This is a genomic window from Ideonella alba (assembly GCF_018069845.1).
In the GTDB taxonomy this organism is placed as follows: Bacteria; Pseudomonadota; Gammaproteobacteria; order Burkholderiales; family Burkholderiaceae_C; genus Ideonella; species Ideonella alba.
Genome location: NZ_JAGQDD010000006.1, coordinates 94,998 through 115,446 on the forward strand (window position 1 = coordinate 94,998; position 20,449 = coordinate 115,446).

Below are 20,449 nucleotides of genomic sequence, written 5' to 3' on the forward strand. Positions count from 1 at the left end.
CCGTCAGGGCTTGACGCGGAAGACCTGCGAGGCCTGGGCCAGCGATTCCGACTGCTGGCGCAGCGATCCGGCGGCCGCGGCCACCTGCTCGACCAGCGCAGCGTTCTGCTGCGTGGCGTTGTCGATCTGGGCGATGGCGGCGTGCACCTGGTCGATGCTCTCGCTTTGCGAGCCGCTGGCGCTGGCCATCTCGCCGATCAGCGAGGACACCCGGCTGACCCGCTCCTGCAGCGCGCGCATCGTCTCACCAGCGGTGGAGACCAGCGAACTGCCGGCATCGACCTTGGCGCCGGAATCCAGGATCAGGTCCTTGATCTCGCGGGCGGCGGCGGCGCTGCGCTGGGCCAGCGTGCGGACCTCGCCCGCCACGACCGCGAAGCCGCGGCCCTGTTCGCCGGCGCGTGCAGCTTCCACCGCGGCGTTCAGCGCCAGGATATTGGTCTGGAAGGCGATGCCGTCGATCACGCCGATGATCTCGCCGATGCGCTGGGCACTCTGGTGGATGTCGCGCATGCGCTGTTCAACGTCCTGCATCAGCTGGTCGCCCTGCTGGGCCACCTCGCGCGCCTGCTCCATCGCGTGGCTGGCCTCACGGGCGTGCTGGGCGTTGCCGCGCACGGTGTGCGCCAGCTGATCCATGGTGCTGGCGGTTTGCTGCAGGGCCGCCGCCTGCTGTTCGGTGCGCGCCGACAGGTCCTGGTTGCCCTTGGCGATCTCCTCGGAGGCAGCGGCCACGCCATGGATGCCCTGGCGCATGTCCAGCAGCATCGAGCGCAGTTTCTTGCGCATGCTGTTGAGTTCATGGCGCAGCCAGGACAGCTCGTCCCGGCCAGGGGATTCGATGCGAATCTCCAGGTCACCCTGGGCGATCTGCTGCACGGCGCTGGCGGTGTCCTCCACCGGTGCCTTGATGCTCTGCCGCACCGCCCAGCCGCTGAGCAGGCCCAGGCAGGCCAGCAGGCCGGAGCCGCCGGCAAACCACAACCCGGTGTCCGAGGGCAAGAGGGTGGCGGCCCACAGGCCCTGACCCAGCAAGGTCAGCGACAGGGTCGAAAAGCCCAGCATCACGCGCTGGGCCTGACTGATGCGACGCAACCAGTCGGTCATGTGTGTCTCCTAAATCGGACGGCCTGTTGGACAGCTCAGGCCTGCCCGCATCTTCGGCGCACATGTCCCACGGCTGGAGTGGGATGAACAGGGCGTTTCGCGGCTTTTTTCGCGCCAGCCCTCGGTTGGGGGACAGCACCACACCGATGTGGGATGGGAGCATCGCTCGGGTGACGTTATGCTCGTTACCAGTTTAAGAAACCGTCCCACACCCTTCCACGGAGCCCTGCTCGTGCCCAAGCTGATCCTGCATGTCGGTACCGGAAAGACCGGAACGACCAGCATTCAACTCGCCCTCAAGCGCAACGAAGAGGCCCTGGCCCAGCTGGGCTACCACGTGGTCGAGAGCCGGCGCACCATGCCGCGTTCCGCCAAGCACAAACTGGCCTGGGACAATCCCGACCACCCCGGATGGGCCGAGTGGGCGGCCGAGGCCGCGCGGGTGTTGCCCACCGGGCGCCACATGATCCTCTCCAACGAGGGGCTGTGGCGGCTCGACCCCGACCACCTCAGCCACTTCGCCGAGGTCTTCAAGGGCTTCGAGCCGATGGTGGTGATGTACGTGCGCGAGCAGGTCGAGTGGATCCAGTCCTCGCTGCTGCAGAAGCAGAAGCAGGTCTACAAGCGCTTCGACCTGGACAGCGATGACCGGGTCAACCGCTGGATCCGCCGCCGCCCGCTGGATTACCTCAAGGTCTGCCAGGGCATGGAGCTGGCGCTGGGCGAGGGCTGTGTGCACGCGCGCGTGTTCCAGCGCAGTTCGTTCTACGACAAGGACCTGCTGGCCGACTTCTTCCATGCCATCGGCATCGCCGAGCCGCAGAAGCTGAACCTCGAGCAGGAGGAGACCAACCCCAGCCTGGCCGCTCAGTTCGCTGCGCTGCTGATGAAGGTGAAGCGCGACGAGGGCGCCAGTTCGCTGCGCAACAAGCAGGTGCAGGACCTGGCCTGCCGCCTGACGGCCAATGGCGTGGGCTCGCGCTTCTTCATGAGCCGCGAGCGCGTGGCGGAGTTGCGCGAGCGCTTCCGTGTCAGCAACGAGCTGTTTGCCAAGCGCTACCTGAAGAACGGCGACGCGCTGCCCATGAAGGACGCCTGGCTGCCCGACAACATCGACAGCGTCGAGGTCATCGAGGCCAAGGTGATGGAGGTGCTCGACCGGCTGCACATGATCACCCAGCGCGGCTGGCAGGGCCAGGCGCGCGTGTTCTACAGCCTGTTTCCGGAAGGGTGGACGCTGGAGGCCGTGCCCGGCACCGATCTGGCCACGGCCCGCCCGAAGGGCCCGGTGGGCGTGGTCAACTTCCGGCTGCCCTTTCGGCGGCGCTACCGCCACAAGGGCACGATCCGTGTGGACATGCGCACCACGGATGGCCGCTCGCTGCTGGCCAACGTCTCGGTCAACGGCCACCCCGCGCAGACGCTGGACGTCGGCCGCGAGGAGATCTGCTTCCCGGTGGAATGGACCGACCCGATCGACGAGGTCCGCATGGAGCTGGCCTTCGTGGGTGACATCGCCGCGATGCCGGCCGTGGTCGGCATCGACGTCCCCTCGGTGAAGAGCACCGACGGCGACAGCGACGACGACGACGACCTGGACGACGAGGACGACGACGACTGACCCGCGGGCGACCCGCGCGCAGGCCGGTGTCAGCTGGTCAGGGAGCGCAGCAGGTCGCGCACCATGTCGGCGCGCAGCCGGGGTTCGGCGATCTCGCGCTCGACCCGCAGCTTGTCGTTGCCGGCCAGGCGGATGTGGCGGTGTTTCTGCACCAGCGCCACGATGCGCTGGCCGTCGACCGGCGCATTCGGGCGGAAGCTGATGGTGATCGCGCGCGGTCCGGCGTCCACCTTCTGCACACCGCAGCGCTGGGCCTGGATGCGCAGCCGGTGGCTGTCGAACAGGTTCTGGCCCTGGGCGGGCAGCTTGCCGAAGCGGTCGGTGATCTCCTCCAGCAGGGTGTCCAGCTGCTCAGGCCGCTCGGCGCTGGCCAGGCGCTTGTAGAAGTTCAGGCGCACGTGCACGTCGCCGCAATAGGCATCAGGAAGCAGGGCGGGGGCGTGCAGGTTGACCTCGGTGGTGCCGCCGCCAAACACCGCGCTGTTCGGGCTCAGCAGGTCGGGTTCCTGGCCGTTCTTCAGCGCGCGCACGGCCTCGGCCAGCATCTCGTTGTAGAGCTGGAAGCCCACCTCCATCATGTTGCCGCTCTGGCTGTCGCCCAGCACCTCGCCGGCGCCGCGGATCTCCAGGTCGTGCATCGCCAGGTAGAAGCCTGAGCCCAGCTCCTCCATTTCCTGGATCGCGGTCAGGCGCTGCGCGGCCTGCTTGGTCAGGCCTTCGACATCGGGCACCAGCAGGTAGGCGTAGGCCTGGTGGTGGCTGCGGCCCACCCGGCCGCGCAGCTGGTGCAGCTGCGCCAGGCCGAACTTGTCGGCGCGGCTGATGACGATGGTGTTGGCGGTGGGCACGTCAATGCCGGTCTCGATGATGGTCGAGCACAGCAGCAGGTTGAAGCGCTGGGCGGTGAACTCGCGCATCACCCGCTCGAGTTCGCGCTCGGGCATCTGGCCGTGGGCCACGGCGATGCGCGCCTCGGGCAGCAGCTCTTCGAGCTTCTGGCGCCGGTTCTCGATCGTCTCGACCTCGTTGTGCAGGAAGTAGACCTGGCCGCCGCGCTTCAACTCGCGCAGCACGGCCTCGCGGATCGTGCCGCTGCCCTCGTTGCGCACGAAGGTCTTGATCGCCAGCCGGCGCTGTGGCGCGGTGGCGATCACGCTGAGGTCGCGCAGGCCCTCGAGCGCCATGCCCAGCGTGCGCGGGATGGGCGTGGCGGTGAGGGTGAGTACATCGACCTCGGCGCGCATCGCCTTGATCGCCTCCTTGTGGCGCACGCCGAAGCGGTGTTCCTCGTCGATGATCAGCAGGCCCAGGCGCTTGAACTTCACGTCCTTGCTGAGCAGCTTGTGGGTGCCGACGACGATGTCGATCGTGCCCGCCTCGATGCCCTCCAGCGCGGCCTTGACTTCCTTGGGGGTGCGAAAGCGGCTGAGCTCGGCCACCTTGACGGGCCATTTGCCGAAGCGGTCGACGATGGTCTGGTAGTGCTGTTCGGCCAGCAGCGTGGTGGGTGCCAGCAGCGCCACCTGCTTGCCGCCGATCACCGAGACGAAGGCGGCGCGCAGGGCCACCTCGGTCTTGCCGAAGCCCACGTCGCCACAGACCAGCCGGTCCATCGGCCGCGGGCTGACCATGTCCTGGATCACCGCATGGATGGCGGCGCGCTGGTCAGCGGTCTCCTCGAAACCGAAGCTGGCCGCGAAGGCCTCGTAGTCATGCGCCGAGTAGCGGTGGCTCATGCCCTGGCGGGCGGCTCGCACCGCGTACAGGTTGAGCAGCTCGGCCGCGGTGTCGCGCACCTGCTCGGCGGCCTTGCGGCGGGCCTTGTCCCACTGCTGCGAGCCCAGCTTGTGCAGCGGCGCCTCCTCGGCGCTGACGCCGGTGTAGCGGCTGATCAGGTGCAGCTGGCTGACGGGCACATAGAGCGTGGCCTTGTCGGCGTACTCCAGGTGCAGGAACTCGCTCGGTCCTTCGCCCAGGTCGATGTGCAGCAGGCCCTGGTAGCGGCCGATGCCATGCGCCGAGTGCACCACCGGGTCGCCGATCTTCAGCTCCGAGAGGTCCTTGATCAGCGCATCGACGCTGCTGGTCTGCTCCTGCTTGCGGTGGCGCCGCCGGGAGCTGGGCGCGGCGGCGAAGAGCTCGGTTTCGGTGAGGAACTGGGTGGCGATGCCCTGGGCCGGCTCATGCCAGAAGAAGCCGGCGGCCAGCGGGGCGGCGGTGATCGCCACCTTCTCGGTGCCGGCGTGGAATTCGGCCAGCGACGCCACGGCCGGCACCTCGATGCGGTGGTCGCGCAGCAGCTCCAGCAGGCTCTCGCGCCGGCCTTCGCTCTCGGCCACCAGCAGCACGCGGTGGGGCGTGCTGTCCAGGTGCTTTTCCAGCGCCGACAGCGGCTCGGTGCTGCCGCGGTCCGTGGCCACGCCGGGCAGCGGGCGCGCCCAGTCCACCTCGGCGGCGCCGCGCAGCGACAGCACCGCATGCGCCGCCGCGCGGGCGAAGAACTCGTCGGTCTTCAGGAAGATGGCGTCCGGCGGCAGGATCGGCCGGTCGGGGTCGTGCTGCAGGAATCGGTGACGCTCGCGGGTGTCGGCGGCAAAGCGCTGCAGCGCCTCGTCGACCTCGCCGTGCAGCACCAGCGCCGCCTGTTCGCCCAGGTAGTCGAAGATGCTGGCGGTGTCCTCGAAGAACAGCGGCAGGTAGTACTCGATGCCGGCGGTGGCGATGCCCTGGGCGATGTCCTTGTAGATGCGGCTCTTGGTGGGGTCGCCCTCCAGCAGTTCGCGCCAGCGCTCGCGAAAGCGCTGACGGGCGGCGTCGTCCATCGGGAACTCGCGGCCGGGCAGCAACTGCACCTCGGGCACCGGGTAGAGGCTGCGCTGGCTGTCGGGGTCGAAGGTGCGGATCGAGTCGATCTCGTCGTCGAACAGGTCCACCCGGTAGGGCACGTTCGAGCCCATGGGGAAGAGGTCGATCAGGCCACCGCGCACCGCGTATTCGCCGGGCGACACCACCTGGCTGACGTGGGTGTAGCCCGCCAGGGTCAGCTGGCGCTTGAGCGCCGCTTCGTCCAGCCGGGCCTTCTGCTTGAACGCGAAGGTGGTGCCGGCCAGGAAGGACGGCGGCGCCAGCCGGGTGAGGGCGGTGGTGGCCGGCAGCAGCACCACGTCCACCTCCTGCTGGTGGATGCGCCACAGCGTGGCCAGCCGCTCCGAGATCAGGTCCTGGTGCGGACTGAAGCTGTCGTAGGGCAGGGTTTCCCAGTCCGGGAACACGGCCACCCGCAGGCCGGGGACGAAGAACGGGATCTCGTCGGCCAGGCGCTGGGCGTCGGCCGGGTCGGCGGTGACCACGGCCAGGCGCTGGCCGTCGGCCACCCGTGCCTGGGCGTGGTGGGCCAGCAGCAAGGCGTCGGCGGAGCCGATCGGGCGCGGCAGGGTGAATCGTTTGCCGGGGGCGATGACGGGCAGTTGCATGGGGCAGGGGGCAGCAATGACGACACGCCCCCGTGCGCGGCGCAGGGGGGCGTGAGGGCATCGATTCTAGAATTCAGTCGATGACAACGTACGCCGTCGGGGCCGAACCCCGCTTCTTCGCCCTGGTGCCCTGTGCCGGCACCGGCACCCGGGCCGGCACGCTGGGCCCCAAGCAGTACCAGCCGCTGGCGGGCCGGCCACTGGTGGCCCACACCCTCACGGCCTTGGCGCGCGTGCCGCGCCTGGCGGGCACGCTGGTGGTGCTCGCGCCCGACGACGAGCAGTTCGAGGACGACCTGCCCGGCCTGGCCGGTGAGCGCCTGTGGCTGGCCAAGGCCGGCGGCGCCAGCCGCGCCGAGACTGTGGCCAACGGCCTGAACGAGCTGCGTGCGCGCGGCGCCCAGCCGCAGGACTGGGTGCTGGTGCATGACGCCGCGCGCTGCCTGCTGCAGCCCGAGTGGGTGGACCGCCTGATCGACGCCTGCCAGGACGACGAGATCGGCGGCCTGCTGGCGCTGCCGCTGGCCGATACCCTCAAGAGCGAGCAGGATGGCCGCGTGGCCGCCACCGTGGACCGCGCCGGCAAATGGGCGGCCCAGACGCCGCAGATGTTCCGCCTGGGCCTGCTGGCGCCCGCACTGGCCTTTGCCGGCGAGCAGGTGACCGATGAGGCCAGCGCTGTCGAGGCGCTGGGCCACCGCCCGCGTCTGGTGCGCGGCGACTGGGAGAACCTGAAGATCACCTTCCCGCCCGACTTCGCGCTGGCCGAGCGCCTGCTGGCCAGCCGCGGCGGCCCCGAGATCCGCGCCACCGTGCCGGCGCGCGACTTCGCCACCGCACAGCAGTTCTACCAGGACCTGGGTTTCACCCGCGAATTCGCCATGGGCGACCTGGCCGGCTTCAGGATGGGCCGCGCCGGTTTCCTGCTGCAGCGCCACGAGGCCCCGCAGGCCGCCCATGCGCAGCACCTGCACCTGACGGTGGACGATCTGGACGCCCTGTGGGCGCGCATCCAGCAGGCTGGCCTGGCGGCGCGCTACGGCGTGGCGGTGCAGCCGCCACAGCAGCGCGCCTGGGGCCGTCGCGATCTGGACCTGGTGGACCCCAGCGGCGTGCGCTGGACGCTTTCCGAGCGCATGGAGGTGGCTGAATGACTCCCGGCATTCCCGAGATCCGCGTGGGCGAGGGTTGGGACACCCACGCCCTGGTCGCTGGCCGGCCACTGGTGCTGGGCGGCGTGACGATCCCGCATGCGCTGGGCCTGCTGGGCCATTCGGACGCCGACGCGCTGCTGCACGCGATCACCGACGCCGTGCTGGGCGCTGCCGGCCTGGGCGACATCGGCCGCCATTTCCCGGACACCGCCTCCGAGTTCGCCGGCGCCGACTCGCACCGCCTGCTGAGCGAGGCGGTGCGCCGCGTGCAGGCCGCCGGCTGGCAGGTGGTGAACGTCGACAGCACCATCGTCGCGCAGGCGCCGAAGATGGCGCCGCACATCCAGGCCATGGTGGCCCGCATCGCCCAAGCGCTGGGCATTGCGCCCGAGCGGGTCAACGTCAAGGCCAAGACGGCCGAGAAGATGGGCCCGGTGGGCGAGGGCCGCGCGATCGAGACGCGGGCGGTGTGCCTGCTGATGCGCCACTGATGCGCCACTGATGCGCGGCCCTGCGGCGCGACGCGCTCAGGCCTTCTTCAGCCGGATGTGGGCGATCAGCCCGCTGTCGCGCGCATTGGCCAGGTCCAGCGTGCCGCCCATGCGCTGCAGCGTCTTCTTGACGATGGCCAGGCCCAGGCCGGCCCCACTGGCGGCGGTGCGGGCGGCGTCGCCGCGGAAGAAGGGCGTTGTCAGGTGGCCCAGCTTCTCCGGCGGCACGCCCGGGCCGTGGTCGCGCACGGTGACGATCACGTCCACGCCGGTCTGCACATGGCTGACGATGACCTTGGCCACGCCCGTGTCCAGGGTGCGGCCGTAGCGGCGCGCGTTCTCGAAGAGGTTGGCGAAGACCCGGCCCAGCTCCACCTCGTCGCCCTGCACCACCAGGCTCTGCGGCAGCTTCAGCAGGATGCGGATCTGGCTGGTGTCGCGGAAGGCCATGGCCTCGCGTTCGATGATCTGCGCCAGGTCCACCGGTCGCACCTTGGCGTCCTCCGGGCGGGCGTAGTCCATGAACTTGTCGATGATGTTGTCGAACTGGTCGATGTCCATCGCCATGTTGCGGCGGGCCTCCTCGTCGGACACCGAGATCTCGGCCTCCAGGCGCAGGCGCGCCAGCGGCGTGCGCAGGTCATGGCTGATGCCCGCCAGCATCACCGCCCGCTCTTCCTCGACCTTGGCCAGCTCGCGCGCCATGCGGTTGAAGCCGATGTTGACCGCGCGGATCTCGCTGGTCATGGTGGTCTCGTCCAGGCGGGAGTCGAACTCGCCCTCGCGGATGCGGCTGGCGGCAAACGACAGGTCCTTCAGCGGCCGGTTGATCAGGCGGGCCACGGCCACCGAACCCAGGACCGTGGCGATGACCGCGGTGATGACCCACAGGAACCAGGTGCTGGGCGTCAGGGGTTCCAGTCGGGCGTATTCGGCCTGCATCCAGTAGGGGTCGTGCTCGATCTGGAAGCCCACCCACAGCGCGGTCTGGTTGTTCACCGTGCGGGCGATGATGGTGTCCTCGCCCAGCCGGGCGCGCAGGTCGGCGGCCACCAGGCGGGTGAAGCGGTCGGTCTCGAAGGGCTCCCACTGGTCCTTGGGCTCGCGGGGCAGCACCCGCACGGCCTCTTGCTCGCTCATGGTCTTGACCACGGCGATGCGGTTGATGCCGTCCGAGTAGCGCAGCGCCGCCCGTGACAGGTTGACCAGGCTGGCGATCTGCTGCGCCGCCTGCACCGCCCGCGGCTCGAACTCCAGCTGGCGCAGCGTGATGACCCATGCGAACACGCCACCGGCCAGCAGCACCCCCAGCAGGAAGAAGGTGCGCCAGAACAGGTTCAGCGTGAACGCGGGACGCTTCAAGCCGGTCCTTCAGCAGGCACGAAGACGTAGCCCACGCCCCAGACCGTCTGGATGTAGCGCGGGTTGGACGGGTCCGGCTCGAGCATCTTGCGCAGGCGCGAGATCTGCACGTCCAGGCTGCGGTCGAAGGGCTCGAACTCGCGGCCGCGCGCCAGCTGCGCCAGCTTGTCGCGCGACAGCGGCTGGCGCGGGTGACGCACCAGCGCCTTGAGCATCGAGAACTCGCCGGTGGTCAGCGTGATCGGCTCGCCGTCCTTGGTCAGGCGGCGCAGCGAGAGGTCGAACTCGAAGGGGCCGAACTTGACGATCTCGGCCTCGCTGGAGGGCGCGCCAGGGGCCTCCAGCCGCGGGCGGCGGCGCAGCACGGCGTGGATGCGGGCCAGCAGCTCGCGCGGGTTGAAGGGTTTGGGCAGGTAGTCGTCGGCGCCCACCTCCAGGCCGACGATGCGGTCGACGTCCTCGACCTTGGCCGTCAGCATGATGATCGGCGTGGGGTCGTTGGCGGCGCGCAGGCGGCGGCAGATCGACAGGCCGTCCTCGCCTGGCAGCATCAGGTCGAGGATGATCATGTCGATCGTCTCGCGCGTCAGCAGGCGGTTGAGCGCCTTGGCGTCCTCGGCCAGCAGCACCTCGAAGCCTTCCTGGGTGAGGTAGCGACGCAGCAGGTCACGGATGCGGGCGTCGTCGTCAACGACGACGACCCGGTCCTGCTTGGGCGTGGCGGTGGCATTCATGGCGTGTCCCCAATTTGTAACAGAGCCGATTGTGCTTGGCAAAGCCGGATTGCCCAGGGTTACTTGACCCGTTGTTACAACTGTTGCCCCCGGTCAGGCCGGGTCATCGGCTGCGGCCTGCCGTGCGTTGTGGAGCCATGACGCACACCACCTCCCTCAAGCGACTCGGCCGCCACACGCTGCTGATCCCCCTGGCCTCGCTGGCCGCTGTGCCCGCCCTGGCGCAGACCGCTGCGGCGGCACCTGGCCCGGTGCCGCAGGGCGTGTTGACGCTCAGCGCCAGCGCCAGCGTCGACGTGCCCCACGACTGGATGTCACTGAGCTTCCAGGCCAGCCGCGAGGGCAGCGATGCCGGCGTCGTGCAGTCGCAGCTCAAGACCGCGCTGGAGGCCGCACTGGCCGAGGCCCGCCGCGTGGCGCGGCCGGGTCAGGTCGAGGTGCAGACGGGCGGCTTCTCGATCTACCCGCGCTATGGCAGCAAGGGCCAGATCAGCGGCTGGCAGGGTAGCACCCGGCTGCTGGTCGAAGGCCGCGATATGGCGGCGATCAGCCAGCTGGGCGGCCGCATCAGCAGCATGAGCATCGCCGGCGTGGGCTTCAGCCTGTCGCGCGAGGCGCGTGAACAGGTCGAGTCGCAGGTGACGGCCCAGGCGATCGCCCGCTTTCGCGCCCGTGCGGCGGAGCAGGCCAAGGCCTTCGGTTACGGCGGCTTCTCGGTGCGTGAGGTCAACGTGGGTCTGGACCAGGACGGCGGCGGCGTGCCGGTGCCGCGCGTGGCCATGGCCTCGGCCCGCATGGCCGAGGACGCGCCGCTGCCCACCGAGGCGGGCAAGGGCACGGTGACGGCCACCGTCAACGGCAGCGTGCAGATGCGCTGAATCCAGCGCTGGGCAGGCCTTACTGGGCGACCCAGCCGCCGTCCATGTTGACGGCGGTGCCGCGCAGGTTGCCGGCGGCGGGCGAGCACATGAACACCGCCATCGCGGCCAGTTCCTCCGGCGTGGTGAACTGCTGCGACGGCTCCTTCTCGGAGAGCAGGCGGCGGGTGGCCTCGGCGTTGTCCACGCCGTCGGCGGCGGCGCGGGCATCCACCTGCTTCTGCACCAGCGGCGTCAGCACCCAGCCCGGGCAGATCGCATTGCAGGTGACGGGCGTGGTGGCGGTTTCCAGGGCCACCGCCTTGGTCAGGCCGATCACGCCGTGCTTGGCAGCCACATAGGCCGACTTGTTGGCCGAAGCCACCAGACCGTGCACCGAGGCCACGTTGATGATGCGGCCCCAGCCGCGCGCCTTCATGCCCGGCAGCGCCACCCGGGTGGCATGGAAGACCGAGCTGAGGTTGATGGCGATGATTGCGTCCCAGCGCTCGACCGGAAACTCATCCACCGGCGCCACGAACTGGATGCCGGCGTTGTTGACCAGGATGTCAACGGCGCCGAATTCGGCCGTGCAGGCCTGGACCATGGCCTCGATCTCGGCCGGCTTGCTCATGTCGGCGCCGTGGTAGCCGACGCGGGCGCCGCCGGTGGCGACAGCGGCGACCTCGGCCTGGGCGGCGGCGGTGTCGCCGAAGCCGTTGAGCATCACATGGGCGCCCTGGGCGGCCAGGGCCTTGGCGATCCCGAGGCCGATGCCGCTGGTCGATCCGGTGACCAGCGCGGTTTTTCCGTTGAGCATGCGAAAAATCTCCTTGGCGGTTGCTACAGTGGATTATCCGGCCCCCAGGCTTTCACGAAGACTACACGCCATGACCGCCAGCGAACCCCGCCTGAGAGACGTCAGCTGCCTGGGCGCCTGCGGACTGCACCGGATGGCCTACTGGGAGTGGGGCGACCCGGCCAATGACCAGGTGCTGGTCTGCGTGCACGGGCTGTCGCGCCAGGGCCGTGATTTCGACACCCTGGCCCGCGCCATGGCCGCCGACTACCGCGTGGTCTGCCCCGACGTGGTGGGCCGCGGCCGCTCAGCCTGGCTGAAGAACCCGGCTGGCTACGCCATCACGGCCTATGTGGCCGACATGGTGACGCTGCTGGCGCGCCTGGATGCCCGCACCCTGCACTGGGTGGGCACGTCGATGGGCGGCTTGATCGGCATGGGCCTGGCGGCGCTGCCGGACTCGCCGATCCAGCGCCTGGTGCTCAACGACGTGGGTCCGAAGATCGAATTCGCCTCGCTGCAGCGCATTGGCCAGTACCTGGGTCAGCCGGTGCACTGGGCCAGCCTGGACGAGGCGGCCGACGCGCTGTGGGCCATCTCGCAGGGGTTTGGTCCGCACACCCGCGAACAGTGGCTGGACCTGACCCGGCCGCAGCTGGCGCCCGAGGGCGACGGCTTCAAGCCCCACTACGACCCGGCGATCGCCGTGCCCTTCCGCCAGGTGACGGCCGACGTGGCCGCTGCGGGCGAGGCCGCGCTGTGGGCCAGCTATGACGCGATCCGCTGCCCGACGCTGCTGCTGCGCGGCGCGCAGTCCGATCTGCTGTCGGCCCTCACGGCGGATGAGATGACCCGCCGTGGTCCGCGGGCCCGGCTGCGGGTGTTTGAGGGCGTCGGCCACGCGCCGATGCTGGTGCAGCCGGACCAGGTGGCCGCGGTGCGGGAGTTCCTGCTGGGCGCATGAAGAGCGGAAGCACGCTGCACGAAGGCGCGGCGCCGATCGTCACGCTGGCTGGCGAGTCGCCCGCGGTGCGCCACGCCGCCGCCCAGGCGCTGGAAGACAGCCTGGCGGCGCTGGAGCGCGCGCGCGCCTTTGCCGAGCCGCTGCTCGCCGGCCGCGAACTGGACACCGGCGAGGACGCCTACGCCCATGCCCAGGGCGTGGCCGGCATCCTGCGGGACATTGGCGGTGCGCCCAGTCTGCAGGCAGCGGCCTACCTGGTCTACGCCGGCGACTACCTGCAGCGCCCCGAGGAGGTGATCGAGAAGGCCTTCGGGCCGTCCTTCGCCAGCCTGGTCACGCTGACTCGCAAGCTGGTGCAGATCCAGCGCGCCGCGCGCGAGGCGCAGATCGACGACGACCAGCAGGCCCAGCAGACCGAACGGGTGCGCAAGATGCTGCTGGCCTTCTCGCGCGACCTGCGGGTGGTGCTGCTGCGCCTGGCCTCGCGGCTGCAGACGCTGCGCTGGTATGCGGCCAGCAAGACCGCCTGTCCGCAAGCGCTGGCGGCCGAGTCGGCGCAGGTCTTCGCACCGCTGGCCAACCGGCTGGGCATCTGGCAGATCAAGTGGGAGCTGGAGGACCTGGCCTTCCGCTTCCTGCAACCTGAGGAATACCGCCGCATCGCCCGCCTGCTGGCCGAGAAGCGCATCGAGCGCGAGGAGGGCGTGGATGCCCTGCGCCGGCTGGTGGCGGCCGACCTGCAGGCGCACGGCGTGGCGGCCGTGGTGCACGGCCGCCCCAAGCACCTCTACAGCATCTGGAAGAAGATGCAGGGCAAGCAGCTGGGCTTCGAGCGGGTGATGGACAAGGCCGCGCTGCGGGTCATCGTGGCCGATGTGCCGGCCTGCTACGCCGCGCTGTCGCGCGTGCACGAGCGCTTCCGCCCGGTGCCGGGCGAGTTCGACGACTACATCGCCCGCCCCAAACCCAACGGCTACCGCTCGCTGCACACCGTGGTGCTGGCCGACGACGACCGGCCGATCGAGGTGCAGATCCGCACCCAGGCCATGCACGAGCATGCCGAGCATGGCGTGGCCGCGCACTGGGCCTACAAGGAGGCCGGCAGCAAGGGCTACGCGGGGGTGCGCGCCGCCGGCGAGTTCGAGGAGAAGGTGGCCGAGGCCCGCAAGGCGGTGCTGCGCCAGCTGCTGGCCTGGGAACGCGATTTCGCCCAGCAGGGCGAGCACAGCGGCCCGGACTTCGAGGACCGGATCTACGTCTTCACGCCGCAGGCTGCGGTGGTCGAGCTGACCGCCGGCGCCACGCCGGTGGATTTCGCCTATGCGCTGCACACCGACGTGGGACACCGCTGCCGCGGCGCCAAGGTCGACGGGCAACTGGTGCCCCTGTCCACGCCACTGGCCAACGGACAGACGGTGGAGATCACCGTGGCCAAGGAGGGCGGGCCGTCGCTGGACTGGCTGAACCCGGAGCTGGGTTTCCTGCGCAGCCCGCGGGCACGCGCCAAGGTGCGCGCCTGGTTCAACGCCCAGGCCCAGGCGGTCACCGTGGCGCGCGGGCGCGAACTGGTGGAGAAGCTGCTGCAGCGCGAGGGCCGCACCGCCCTCAAGCTCGATGAACTGGCTGAGCGACTGGGCTTCAAGGACGCCGAGGCGCTGTTCGAGGTGGTGGGCAAGGACGAGTATTCGCTGCGCCACATCGAGCAGTTGCTGCGCCCGGCCGAGCCGGTCGCGGACGAGGAGGTGCCGGCCCTCAAGCGCTCTCGCGCCGACACCGGCGGCGCCCGTGGCGGCGTGCTGGTGGTGGGCGTCGAGAGCCTGCTGACCAGCCTGGCCCGCTGCTGCCGCCCGGCGCCGCCGGACGCGATCGGCGGCTTCGTCACCCGCGGCAAGGGCGTGGCCGTGCACCGTCGCGACTGCGCCAATTTCCGCCACATGGCCGAGCGCTTCGGCGACCGGGTGATTGCCGTGGCGTGGGGCCAACCGTCCCGGCCTGGCGAGGCGGTGTACCCGGTGGACGTGCAGATCGAGGCCGCCGACCGCCAGGGCCTGCTGCGCGACATCACCGAGGTCTTCGCCAAGGAGCGCATGAACGTCACCGGTGTGCACACGCAGTCGGTGCAGGACCTGCATGGCCGCAGCGCGCGCATGACCTTCACGGTCGAGGTGGCCGATGCCTCTCGGCTGCGCCAGGTGATGCAGGTGGTGGCACGCGTCACCGGCGTGCGGCAGGTGCGCCGACGCTGAGCGGATTTGCCGGATGCGCGAAATCCGGTATATACTGCTAGCTTCAACGACAGGCGCGTAGCTCAGTTGGTTAGAGCACCACCTTGACATGGTGGGGGTCGTTGGTTCGAATCCAATCGCGCCTACCAGAATTCAAGCCCCAGGTTCCGCAAGGACCTGGGGCTTTTGCGTTGTTGGGGCCGCTTGACGAGCCATCAGAGGTGCCACGCTGGACGGGCCATGTTGGTGGGCCGACCTGGCTTGGACGCCATGCTGGGGCCGCGCCTGTCCGGTGCACGCGGGAATCAGCGTCAACGGGATGGGCGGTCAGGACAGGACAACCCTGGTGGCCGGCGTCTAGGGATGGGACAGGGGGGCTGCCAGGCGCACGCTGCGCTTCGTGGGCTGCCATGCAGGCGGTCCGCAGCGGTGGCACCCGAGGCGCAGGGCAGCCATCGGCTCAGTCACAGCGCCGCAGGAGACACTGATGAAGCACCGTTTCACCTGGCACGGTCTGGCCCTGGCCGCCGCGGCCGCGCTGGCCCTTCCCGCGTCAGCCCAGCAGATGCTGATGAGCAAGGTCAACGCCGATGACCAGTTCAAGATCTTCCTCAGCGACAACCCCAGCGTGCCGGGCATCCAGTTCTCGCAGGGCCTGGGCTGGGGCGCCACCTACACCGGCACCGCCCTGCCGCCGACGAGTTCGGCCGGGCAGAACTTCTATCTCAACATCTGGGTGGGCGACATCGCCTCCAGCCTGATGGGGCTGCTGGGTGAGTTCAAGCTGACCGGCGTGGGCACCTGCGTGTTCGCCAACAACAGCACCAACCTGCGCACGCTGCCCAACAAGCTGTGGCGCGTGACCAAGCCGCTGCCGCCGTCGGTGTTCAGCCCCACGCCACCGGGCTACCCGGCGCTGCCGGGCTGGAACAATGACCTCCCGTTCTACGTGCAGCCGTCGCTGATCCCGATCAGCTGGCAGATGAACAGCGCCGGCACGTTCTGGCCGCCGATGCCTGGCGTCGCCGGTACGGCGCACTGGATCAACTCGCCGGTGCTGCTGCCGCCGCCGGCGCCGGCGGTGCCGGCAGGCACCGAGGTCTGGTTCCAGACCGTCATCCGCTGCTGAGCGAGGCCTGCAGGCGGCCGAGCAGGGCTTCGGCCGCCTGGGCGGCGCCGCCCAGGTCAAAGCGCTCGATCCGGTGGCGCAGCTCGGCGGTCAGCGCGGGCGCGGTGAGCTGCAGCTCGGGCTGCAGCAGCGCGAAGGTGTCGGTGGCCTCCAGGGCGTCGGCACGCAGCTGCTCCAGCAACTGCTGCAGGCCCTGCACCAGCGCCGCCTGGTCCTGCCCGGGCGCGGGCGCCAGGCGCTCGACCGGCAGCGCCTGCTGCAGGGCCTGGACGGTGGCCATGACCTGGTCGTCCAGCGTGCGGCTCAGCGACGCCACGGCGTCGGTGTCATGGCGGTTCAGCGCCGCCTCCAGGGCCGCAGCGGCCTGCTGCACCGACGGCAGCCCCAGGTTGGCAGCCGCGCCCTTGAGCGAGTGGGCGTGAAGCAGGGCGGCCCGGGTGTCGCCGGCGCTCAGATGGCGCTGAACCGGGTCCTGGCGATGCAGGTCGGCAAAGCGGGCCAGCAGGCGCAGGTAGTGGTCGACCTGGCCGCGCATCAGGCGCAGTGCGCCGCGCGTGTCGACCAGGCCGGTGGCTTCCAGCCGCTCCAACGCCTGGTCCCACTCGCGGGGACCGCCGCTGACGGTGGTGGGCTGCCCGGCTTGTTCGGTCGCAGCCTCGGCCGCTGGTGGCAGCCAGCGCACCAGCGTGGCGTAGAGCAGGTCCGGATCGACCGGCTTGGCGATGTGGTCGTCCATGCCGGCATCCAGGCATTCGCGACGGTCTTCTCCGAAGGCGCTGGCGGTCATCGCGATGATCGGCAGCCGGGTCAGCTCGGGCTGCGAGCGCAGGCGGCGTGTGGCCTCCAGTCCACCCATGCCGGGCATGTGGAGGTCCATCAGCACCAGGTCGCAGGGCTCGTTGCGCAGCGCGTCGATGGCGGCTTCGCCGTTGCCCGCCAGCACCACCTGGACGCCCACGCGCTCGAGCAGGCCGGTGGCGACGATCTGGTTGAGCGGGTCGTCCTCGGCCAGCAGCACCCGCACGCCACGGCGCTGCCTGAGCAGATCCTCGGCCTCGTCGGCGCCCAGCGTCGGCGCCTCGCCCCCACGCGCGCCACCGGTCAGCTGCGGACCGAGCCGGGCCAGTGCGGACAACAGGGCCGAGCGGGTGAAGGGCTTGACCAGGTGGCCCGCGAAGCCGCCCTGGGCCAGCAGACCCGGGGGCAGGTCGAGCGCCGCACTGATCAGCAGCTTCACCGGCGGTCGCAGCAGGCCGGCGGCGTCGACCCGCTGGGCGGTCTGCAGGCCGTCCACCAGCGGCATCTTCCAGTCCACCAGCATCAACTCGTAGGGGTGGCCCTGGCGTTCGGCCTCGCCCAGCATGGCCAGCGCCTCCAGGCCGCCAGCCGCCTCGTCCACGGCCAGACCGATCGATCCCAGCAGCACACCCATCGGTGCCCGGGCCTCGGCCATGTCATCGACCAGCAGGGTGCGCAATCCCGGCAGCGGCCACTCGCCGCTGGACGGGCGCTGACGCGCCGGGCGCAGCGGCACCTCGATCCAGAAACACGCCCCCTGGCCCGGGCTGCTGTGCACGCCGACGCGGCCACCCATGGCTTCGGCCAGGCGCCGGGAAATGGCCAGGCCCAGTCCGGTGCCCCCGTAGCGGCGGGTGGTGCCGCCATCGGCCTGCTCGAAGGCCTGGAACAGGCGCTCCTGCTGTTCCTCGGTCAGGCCGATGCCGGAATCGCTGACTTCGAAGCGGTAGCAACCGGGTTCGTCGGGCTGCTCCGCCTCGCGCAGCACGCTGGCGCGCAGCACGATCCGGCCCTGGTCGGTGAACTTCACCGCATTGGTCACGTAATTCAGCAGCACCTGGGCCAGGCGCAGGCCGTCGCCATGCAGCACCGGTGGGAGGTGGTCGAGGTCGACGATGAACTCCAGGCCCTTGGCCTCGACCCGGTCGATGACCATGTCGCGGATCTGGTCGACCAGGCGGTCGAGCTCGAAATCGGTGGGTTCCAGCGTCAGCTTGCCGGCCTCGATCTTCGAGAAGTCGAGGATGTCGTTGATGATCGACAGCAGGTGTTCGCTGGCGGTCTGGATCTTGCCGAGGAACTCGCGCTGCGGGTCGCTCAGCCGCGTGCGCAGGGCCAGGTGGGCCATGCCGATGATGGCGTTCATCGGCGTGCGGATCTCATGGCTCATCGCCGCCAGGAAGGCGCTCTTGGCGCGGTTGGCGGCTTCGGCGTCCTCCTTGGCCGCGGCCAGTTCGGCGGTGCGCTGGGCGACCAGCTTCTCCAGGCTCTCCTGGTACTGCTGCAGCGCCACGGCGGCGGCTTCGCGCTCGGTCACATCGCGCCACATCACCAGCAGGCAACGGCGGTCGCGCAACTGCAGCCGCTGCACGCTGGCGTCGATCGACACCGCGTGGCCATCGGCATGCTGCAGGTGGCTCTGGTAGCGGTGCACTTCCAGGCCATGCAGGCCATCGGCCAGCTGTTCGATGGCCGGGCGGTCTGCCGGCAGGTGCAGCTCGGGCAGGCGCCGCTCGGTCAGGTGGTCGCGTTGGTGGCCCAGCATCTGGCACGCGGCGTCATTGAATTCCAGCAGGGCCAGGCTGCGCTCGTCGAGCACAACGATGGCGTCGGCCGCCTGGCTCACCACCGCGCGCAGCTGCTCCTCGCGGGCGCGCAGCGCCTCCTCCGACTGCCGCAGCTGGCTGATGTCGCGCGCCACGCCCAGCACGCCGATCAGGCGGCCGTCGGAGGCTCGCAGCGGCGTCTTCAGCGTGTGGCAGACCTCCTCGTGCCCGTCGGCGAAGCGCAGCTGCAGCTCGCTGGCCATCGGGCCCTGGCTGGCCAGGGCCGCCAGGTCGGCTTCGCGCAGCTGCGCGGCCCGGTCGGCACCGACGAAGTCCACGTCGCGGCGGCCGATGATGTCGGACGGGGCAGCGCCCACCAGCGCAGCGAAACGGGCATTGCAGGAGAGGTACACGCCCTCGGGGTCCTTGAGCCAGACCAGGTCCGGGCTGTCCTGGACGATCGCGCCGAGCAGGGCGCCCTGGCGCTCCAGCAGGCTGCGGCCCTGGCGTTCCTCCTCGCGCAGTTCACCGAAGCTGCGCACCGCGCGGGCCAGCTCGGCCAGCACGCCATCGGACTGGCCGGCCCATTCATCGACCCGGCGCAAGGTGGCCGGGTCGGGCGTGCGCGAGCGGGCCAGTTCGGTCAAGGCGCCGCCCAGCACCAGCGTGCGCGCACCCAGCCAGCGGGCGGCGAACCACCACAGCGCCGACAGTCCCAGTCCGCACAGGGCGGCAGCCAGCGCGGCGCGGGTGGCTGCGCCGTCGAAAGCACGCGAGCGCGCCAGCACGCTGTCACGGGCCTTCTCGCTGGTCAGCAGCGACAGCCGCGCCGATTGCGCAGAGAACTCCTCGAGCCGGCTCGCCGCCTGATCGCCCAGGCTGACCGCGCGGATCGGCTCGATCACCGCCATGTCCAGCGCCGAGGCCAGGGCCGTGCGGAACACCTGCAGGCGCACCAGAGAGCCCGCCTGCGCGCCTGCCTGCCCGCCACCAGGGCCTTCGATGCGCTCGACCTGGGGCGCCAGGCGCTTGAACTGCGCCTCGATGCTCTCCAGCTCGTCCAGGTGCATCACCCGGGCGCGGTGCACCGAGGCCGTGTCCAGCTTGCCGCCGCCGGCCTCGTCGATCAGCGTCTCGGAGGAGCGCTGCAGCGCCACCAGGCGGGCATTGATCGACTGCAGCTCGGCCAGGGTGGCCATGTCGGCATCGACGGTCCGCTGGTCCTCGAGCAGTTCGCGTCGGGTCAGCTCCAGCGGCAGGATCCCCACCAGCAGCTGCAGCCCGCCAACCAGCAGCGCCGGCAGCAGGGCCCACCACAGCAGGCGACGCCGACTCAGGGGCGCACGGGTCATCGCGGCAGGCTTTCCCACTGCTCGATGCGCAGCGTACCCAGGTACTCGAACTGGCCGTTGGCCAGGGGGCGCAGCAGCACGGTGGCGGCCTCCGGCGGGAAGTAGTCGGTCAGGTCGGACAGGTTGGGTCCATGGGCCACGACCACCCGCAGCTCACCCGCCGGGACGGCCTGGCTCAGCCAGTCCCGGGTGCGTGCCAGTGCGGCCTGGCGCTGGGCGGCGCTCAGGTGGGCGGTATAGGCCAGCAGCGGATCGGTCTCGACCTGTGCGCCGAAGGCCAGCCGCGCGGTATCCAGGGACCGGCACATCGGGCTGCTGATCACGCGCCGCACCGGCCAGCCCGCGCGGCGGATGGCGGCACCCAGCTGCTCGGCCTGGCGCCGTCCCTCCGGGCTCAGCGTGCGCTGCGTCGAGCAGTCGGCGAAATCGGTGATGCCGGGCTGGTCGATCCGGCTGTTGTCGGTCAGCCCGTGCCGCACGTACAGCACCAGTCCGCCACCGCGGACGCGGGCCAGGTCGGCCGGGCTGGGCAGGCGCTCACGGATGGCCGATGACGGCTGGGCCCGTCCGGGCAAGGCCAGCGCACAGCCGGCAGCGATCAGGGTGCGGCGCTGCAT

14 protein-coding genes and 1 tRNA gene are annotated in these 20,449 nt (G+C 70.5%); 8 read left to right on the forward strand and 7 right to left on the reverse strand.

Features of this window, described 5'->3' with window-relative positions; all coding sequences use genetic code 11:
• Window positions 1-3: 3 nt before the first annotated feature.
• Window positions 4-1,107 carry a methyl-accepting chemotaxis protein gene (locus KAK03_RS10545; RefSeq protein WP_210853914.1) on the reverse strand — a complete coding sequence of 368 codons (1,104 nt, stop codon included), beginning with the start codon at window positions 1,105-1,107 and terminating at the stop codon, window positions 4-6.
• 232 nt (window positions 1,108-1,339) lie between these two features.
• Between KAK03_RS10545 and KAK03_RS10550 the strand changes: the two genes are divergently transcribed.
• Entirely contained in the window at window positions 1,340-2,728 is a 1,389-nt protein-coding gene (locus KAK03_RS10550) for a hypothetical protein (protein WP_210853915.1), read from the forward strand.
• A 29-nt stretch (window positions 2,729-2,757) separates the two neighbouring features.
• Here the strand turns inward: KAK03_RS10550 and mfd are convergent, their stop codons facing one another.
• Window positions 2,758-6,201: a transcription-repair coupling factor gene (gene mfd, locus KAK03_RS10555; protein WP_210853916.1), complete on the reverse strand. Its 3,444-nt coding sequence runs from the start codon at window positions 6,199-6,201 to the stop codon at window positions 2,758-2,760.
• Window positions 6,202-6,281: 80 nt separating this feature from the next.
• Here mfd and ispD point away from each other — a divergent pair, with 80 nt between their 5' ends.
• Complete coding sequence (ispD, locus tag KAK03_RS10560; RefSeq protein ID WP_210853917.1) at window positions 6,282-7,355, forward strand: 2-C-methyl-D-erythritol 4-phosphate cytidylyltransferase; 1,074 nt, start codon at window positions 6,282-6,284, stop codon at window positions 7,353-7,355.
• A complete protein-coding gene (gene ispF, locus KAK03_RS10565) occupies window positions 7,352-7,846 on the forward strand; it encodes a 2-C-methyl-D-erythritol 2,4-cyclodiphosphate synthase (RefSeq protein ID WP_210853918.1) in 495 nt (164 codons plus the stop codon). The genes ispD and ispF overlap by 4 nt, the downstream gene beginning before the upstream one ends.
• A 36-nt stretch (window positions 7,847-7,882) precedes the next feature.
• On the opposite strand, the gene KAK03_RS10570 is transcribed toward ispF, so the two are convergent.
• Both KAK03_RS10570 and ompR read right to left on the reverse strand, forming a co-directional pair.
• Window positions 7,883-9,208, reverse strand: coding sequence for a sensor histidine kinase family protein (locus tag KAK03_RS10570; RefSeq protein ID WP_247661079.1), 1,326 nt, complete (start codon window positions 9,206-9,208; stop codon window positions 7,883-7,885).
• Window positions 9,205-9,942, reverse strand: a complete 738-nt coding sequence (ompR, locus tag KAK03_RS10575; RefSeq protein ID WP_210802136.1) for an osmolarity response regulator transcription factor OmpR — start codon at window positions 9,940-9,942, stop codon at window positions 9,205-9,207. The genes KAK03_RS10570 and ompR overlap by 4 nt, the downstream gene beginning before the upstream one ends.
• A 137-nt stretch (window positions 9,943-10,079) precedes the next feature.
• On the opposite strand from ompR, the gene KAK03_RS10580 reads away from it, so the two are divergent.
• Window positions 10,080-10,820 (forward strand): SIMPL domain-containing protein, encoded by a 741-nt coding sequence (locus tag KAK03_RS10580; protein ID WP_210853919.1) that lies wholly within the window; start codon window positions 10,080-10,082, stop codon window positions 10,818-10,820.
• A gap of 19 nt (window positions 10,821-10,839) precedes the next feature.
• Here KAK03_RS10580 and KAK03_RS10585 read toward each other — a convergent pair whose 3' ends face one another.
• The gene (locus KAK03_RS10585; RefSeq protein WP_210853920.1) at window positions 10,840-11,619 is read right to left on the reverse strand and encodes a 3-hydroxybutyrate dehydrogenase; all 780 of its coding nucleotides are present in this window, start codon (window positions 11,617-11,619) and stop codon (window positions 10,840-10,842) included.
• A 70-nt stretch (window positions 11,620-11,689) separates the two neighbouring features.
• Between KAK03_RS10585 and KAK03_RS10590 the strand changes: the two genes are divergently transcribed.
• The 4 genes from KAK03_RS10590 (at window position 11,690) to KAK03_RS10605 (ending at window position 15,916) form a co-directional block, all read left to right on the forward strand.
• The gene (locus KAK03_RS10590) at window positions 11,690-12,562 is read left to right on the forward strand and encodes an alpha/beta fold hydrolase (RefSeq protein WP_210853921.1); all 873 of its coding nucleotides are present in this window, start codon (window positions 11,690-11,692) and stop codon (window positions 12,560-12,562) included.
• Window positions 12,559-14,808 (forward strand): RelA/SpoT family protein, encoded by a 2,250-nt coding sequence (locus tag KAK03_RS10595; RefSeq protein WP_210853922.1) that lies wholly within the window; start codon window positions 12,559-12,561, stop codon window positions 14,806-14,808. The genes KAK03_RS10590 and KAK03_RS10595 overlap by 4 nt, the downstream gene beginning before the upstream one ends.
• A gap of 51 nt (window positions 14,809-14,859) precedes the next feature.
• A tRNA-Val gene (locus KAK03_RS10600) sits at window positions 14,860-14,936 on the forward strand.
• 338 nt (window positions 14,937-15,274) lie between these two features.
• Complete coding sequence (locus KAK03_RS10605) at window positions 15,275-15,916, forward strand: hypothetical protein (protein ID WP_210853923.1); 642 nt, start codon at window positions 15,275-15,277, stop codon at window positions 15,914-15,916.
• Here the strand turns inward: KAK03_RS10605 and KAK03_RS10610 are convergent.
• Both KAK03_RS10610 and KAK03_RS10615 read right to left on the reverse strand, forming a co-directional pair.
• Window positions 15,903-19,832 (reverse strand): response regulator, encoded by a 3,930-nt coding sequence (locus tag KAK03_RS10610; RefSeq protein WP_210853924.1) that lies wholly within the window; start codon window positions 19,830-19,832, stop codon window positions 15,903-15,905. The two genes, KAK03_RS10605 and KAK03_RS10610, sit on opposite strands and share 14 nt — an antisense overlap.
• Window positions 19,829-20,449, reverse strand: coding sequence for a histidine phosphatase family protein (locus tag KAK03_RS10615; protein ID WP_210853925.1), 621 nt, complete (start codon window positions 20,447-20,449; stop codon window positions 19,829-19,831). The genes KAK03_RS10610 and KAK03_RS10615 overlap by 4 nt, the downstream gene beginning before the upstream one ends.